This is a genomic window from Ruthenibacterium lactatiformans, assembly GCF_000949455.1.
Classification (GTDB): domain Bacteria; phylum Bacillota; class Clostridia; order Oscillospirales; family Ruminococcaceae; genus Ruthenibacterium; species Ruthenibacterium lactatiformans.
Genome location: NZ_JXXK01000071.1, coordinates 1 through 4,138, shown reverse-complemented (window position 1 = coordinate 4,138; position 4,138 = coordinate 1). Strand labels below are relative to the sequence as shown.

Sequence of the window (4,138 nt, the reverse complement as noted above, 5' to 3'; positions counted from 1 at the left end):
ACTATATAAGCCAAAATATTGAAACCTGGAAGAAGTGAAAGTTCAGTTAACACGGCAACATATACAGAACATTCAACAAAAAGGTATGTAAGAATCCATTTTCCAAACTCTCGATAGAGAATATAGTATAGGAGCAAAAGAATCGTCGCACAGAATCCATACCGCTCATGCATGGAAGGCAAAAACATAATGCATGTATAAACCGAAAAGATACTGAATAATAAATATCCTTTTGCATCCAAATCCCAATTTTTAACCAGAAAAAACAGCACAGCGCCGCCCAACAGAGCAAGCGTAAACAGAATCCCCGCCAACCGGCAGTAGTTGTATATGTCGGCGATATGTATATTGATCTGATACTCCATCCCGCTTAAAAAAGAGTAGACATTTGGCATATTAAGCGTCAGAATTCGATAGGTGCCGGTCTGGCTGAAATACACCTGGAAAGGCTCCAGCAGCGCGGCGGGCCCCACTACTGTCCACCGGGCCAGAATCACCGGAAAACCGGTTGCGAGGAGCGTGCCGGGAATCAGCAAAAAATACAAAACGGAAAAATTTTTTCGATGTATGTAAAGGAGAAACAGAACAGGCAGCAAAAAAACAGCCTGCAATTTAAAGCTGAACGCCAGCCCGTACCAGATGAACGCAGAAAAATAGCGTTCCCGCCAAAAAAAGGCAAGGCAAAATAGCAGGCATGAAACATACATAAAATCACATTGCGCCCACACTGCGGCATTCAACAATACCGTGGGACAAAACAGCAGTGCAATTGCCGTTGCGCCGGCATAGAAGCGCCGCGATGAAAGCGGGACAGACGGTGAATCAGCCAAAAGCGTCCAAACCAAAAACGCGCCGCCCGCCGCGCCTATATAGTCAAACAGTAAGGAGAGCAGTTTTACGGCAATCATGGGGTTCGGGATGTACGAGAATACCGCAAGCAAAAAACGGTATAAATAATTGTAATCGCCAATTTCGTTTTTCAATGCCGTCATCCCGCCCGATGCGCGGATCTCCTCATACCAGGGCCGTAAAAAATCCAGAAAATCGTTCGACCCATAAGGGAGCAGCACCCAGCGCAATAGCATGGAAAAAAACAGCAATGTGAAAAATCCAATTTTCGCCATGTGCTTTTGAAGCAATTCCAGTATTCCTTTTTCAAGCTTTGTCAAGTCCTTGCATCCCTTTCCTGTCACAATGTAAAACCAAAATTCAGTTTTTATGGATGCGCATGCGAAAGCGCTCCGCCAATTGAGCACCGTCCGGCTTGCCACGCCATTGCGACAATAAAAATATTACGTTGTATATCATAAATGGAACCGCAATCATCGCACGGCGGGGCGCATTCTCAAATATCAGAAGATAGAGCATCGTTCCGAAAACGAAAAGGTTGGGAATAAATGTAAAATTTATTTTCTTCCGAAACAGTGCAACGCCCGCGCTCAGGATATTCGCAGCATATAAAAACAGCATATAAATGGTGCTGTAAGCGCGTATCAGCTGTGTGGGCAGAAATTGCGGCTGTGTTATATAAAACGTCCAATTTGAATCGATCGGCCACAGCAGATACTCGCTGCTCTCGAACATGCTGTTGTTCCAGGCAAACAGAAGTTTATTGCGGAGCAATTCCAGAAATTCAGAAAAAGAGTACGACCGGTAATTCTCAAAGATGCGCTTCCAAATTGCAGCCGAACGTTCTTCCATTGTCGGGAACGCAGCCGCAAAAGCAGTATCTTTATAAATTTCCGTGTCGCCGCCCTTGTCATGGCTTCCAAACAAAACCCAGAGATTCCACGGCGCGCCGATTTCATCGCTTCTGGTAAAATCTATGATACCGCTGTATCGGTACCATGCTGTAAAAGCGAATAAAAAAAGGAAAAAGCCAAGGAATAATAAAGCAAGGTTTTTCCATCGATGCACATGCCTGCCCAAAAGCAGATCGAGCACGATCACAACAAACCCAATGGCCGCTGTTATCTTCATTTGCACACCAACAGAAAGCAGCAGCCCGGCAAGGAAACCGCGCCATCCCTTTGGAGCGGCGGAAAATTTGTTGCTTAAGTAACAATAAACCCCGCCTGCCGTAAAAGGCAAAACCCAAAGATCGGTATAAAAATTCGGGATACTGAAAACAAAGGGCAGGAAGGCATAGCATAAAAGCAGTGTAAACAGCGCATAGCTGTTTTTCTTAAATACAATTTTAATGCAAAGGCATACCAGAAGTATGGTCACGGCCACCGCCAAAGAGGTCATAACAATTGCCGGCAAATGTCCCGCATCCGTACTTGCGGGGAGCCCCGTTTTCCCGCCAAAGGCGTACACACCTGCATAAAGCATCAGCAGGCCAATGTTGTTGGGGTACCGGCAGAAATAGTCATTGTTCGTATAAAGCCCAAGCCCGGGATAATGCATCGCGTCAATGCGCGGATTGGCTTCATTCAGCTTTCCATCACGCAATAAGTCGGCAACGGAAGCAAAAATAATGTCTGTATCTCCCGGCAGATGAATTCGCATTTCATATGCCAGATAAATGCTCACTGCAAAAGCGGAACCCAGCAATAAAACAAACAGGGCATTGAATTTCTTTGCAGAGAGCCGGTCGATTGGGTCCGCCAGCCTGCCGCCAACAATCAGGAACAGCAGCAGGCATAGCAGCGCGGTGCAGTTGACGAGGATACTGTAAGTGGATGAAACAAGAAGCCCCAGAATGCAGAGCAGAGCAAAAAATAATACTGAAAATATCATTTTCAGTTTCTTACAAATCGTATCTGTACATACAGTGTTGTTGCTTTCATACTGCGTATTTCCGGATATGTTTCCCACAGCATGGCCCTCCTTATCAAAAAGTGTACCTTTTTGTAAGGCCCGATGCGGCAGCCAAAACAACAACTATAATCTTGAAAAGAGTCGTTTTTTATGCTATCGTAATACTAAAAGATGTTTGTATGTAATTTACAAAAAGGTACACTTTTTTGTAAAAAGGTATCTGTTACAACAATCGGACATTTTCGTAAATCTCTGCCCGGTAGCGGAACGTGGACAACGGCATTTTGCACATTCGGGCCGCCGCCGTACCTGTAAGCGCACCGCTTTTCCATTGCTGGTATGCCTGATGAAAACCGTCCGGCAGCGGTTTGGGCGGCCGGCCGAACCGAATCCCCCTGGCCTTTGCCGCCGCAATTCCCTCTGCCTGCCGCTGGCGGATATTGGTGCGCTCGTTTTCCGCTACAAAGGACAGCACCTGCAGTACAATGTCGCTGAGGAAAGTACCCAGCAAATCCTTTCCCCTCCGGGTGTCCAGCAGGGGCATATCCAGCACCACAATATCAATGCCTTTTTCTTTGGTGAGGAACCGCCATTGCTCCAAAATTTCTGTGTAGTTGCGCCCCAGACGGTCGATGCTCTTGATATAGAGCAGATCGTCTTTTTTTATTTTTCGGAGCAGCTTTTTATACTGCGGGCGGTCAAAATCCTTGCCCGACTGTTTGTCCTTATAAATATTTCTGTCCGGCACCCCGACTTCCCGCATGGCGATGACCTGCCGTTCTTCGTTCTGTTCTCTGGTTGAAACCCGGATATATCCATAAATCCTGTTGTCTATATCAGCTTCCTCCCTTCATCTACTCCAATATATAAATTACGGCAGGGCGCCGCAACGAGGCCCTGCCGTGCCTGTTTTTTGTCAGCGCGGTTTCGCCTGCGGCGAAACCGCGCGTCCGGTCATCGGCCCCGCCTTTTGGGTTTGCCGCGCAAAATCAGGCGCGGCATTTCGCTGCGCGAAACCACCCTGTGCGGTTGTCCGCTTCGCAGCCATGACTTCGTCACCCCGCACCGATGTTTTAGCCTGCCCCGCTTTCGCTCTGCTCAGTCACAGCCCCACGGCCCTTCTCAACATCCCGGCGCTTGTCGCCATTCGGCTCCATTTCGCTGCGCGAAACCGCGCTGGCCGGTCGTTGCCCCCGCCGGGGGCAACGTGCTCGCTACCCCATTTTCGCTTTGCTCAAATGTGGCCCCGCATATTCCCGCGGGGTCTGCCGGGGTACGTTCCTTTGTTCCACGGCTGGCCCCGCGCTCGCACCCCGGCGCTCGTCGGCTTACGCCTCCGTTTCGCCTGCGGCGAAACCGCGCGTGCGGTCATCGG

The 4,138-nt window shown here is 48.6% G+C and carries 3 protein-coding genes; all 3 read right to left on the bottom strand.

The window, feature by feature from the left end; all coding sequences use genetic code 11:
- On the bottom strand, window positions 1–1,169 hold a 1,169-nt coding region (locus TQ39_RS19545), incomplete at its 3' end, for a hypothetical protein (protein ID WP_050006771.1).
- Between the two features lie 40 nt (window positions 1,170–1,209).
- On the bottom strand, window positions 1,210–2,820 hold the full coding sequence (locus TQ39_RS19540; RefSeq protein WP_050006770.1) for a glycosyltransferase family protein: 1,611 nt from the start codon (window positions 2,818–2,820) through the stop codon (window positions 1,210–1,212).
- A gap of 166 nt (window positions 2,821–2,986) precedes the next feature.
- Window positions 2,987–3,526, bottom strand: a complete 540-nt coding sequence (locus TQ39_RS19535) for a recombinase family protein (RefSeq protein WP_242853550.1) — start codon at window positions 3,524–3,526, stop codon at window positions 2,987–2,989.
- Window positions 3,527–4,138: the final 612 nt, after the last annotated feature.

Coding starts and splice junctions, on each gene's coding strand:
- TQ39_RS19535 (WP_242853550.1), bottom strand. CDS start 3,526: ATGCGGGAAGTCGGGGTGCCGGACAGAAATATTTATAAGGACAAACAG.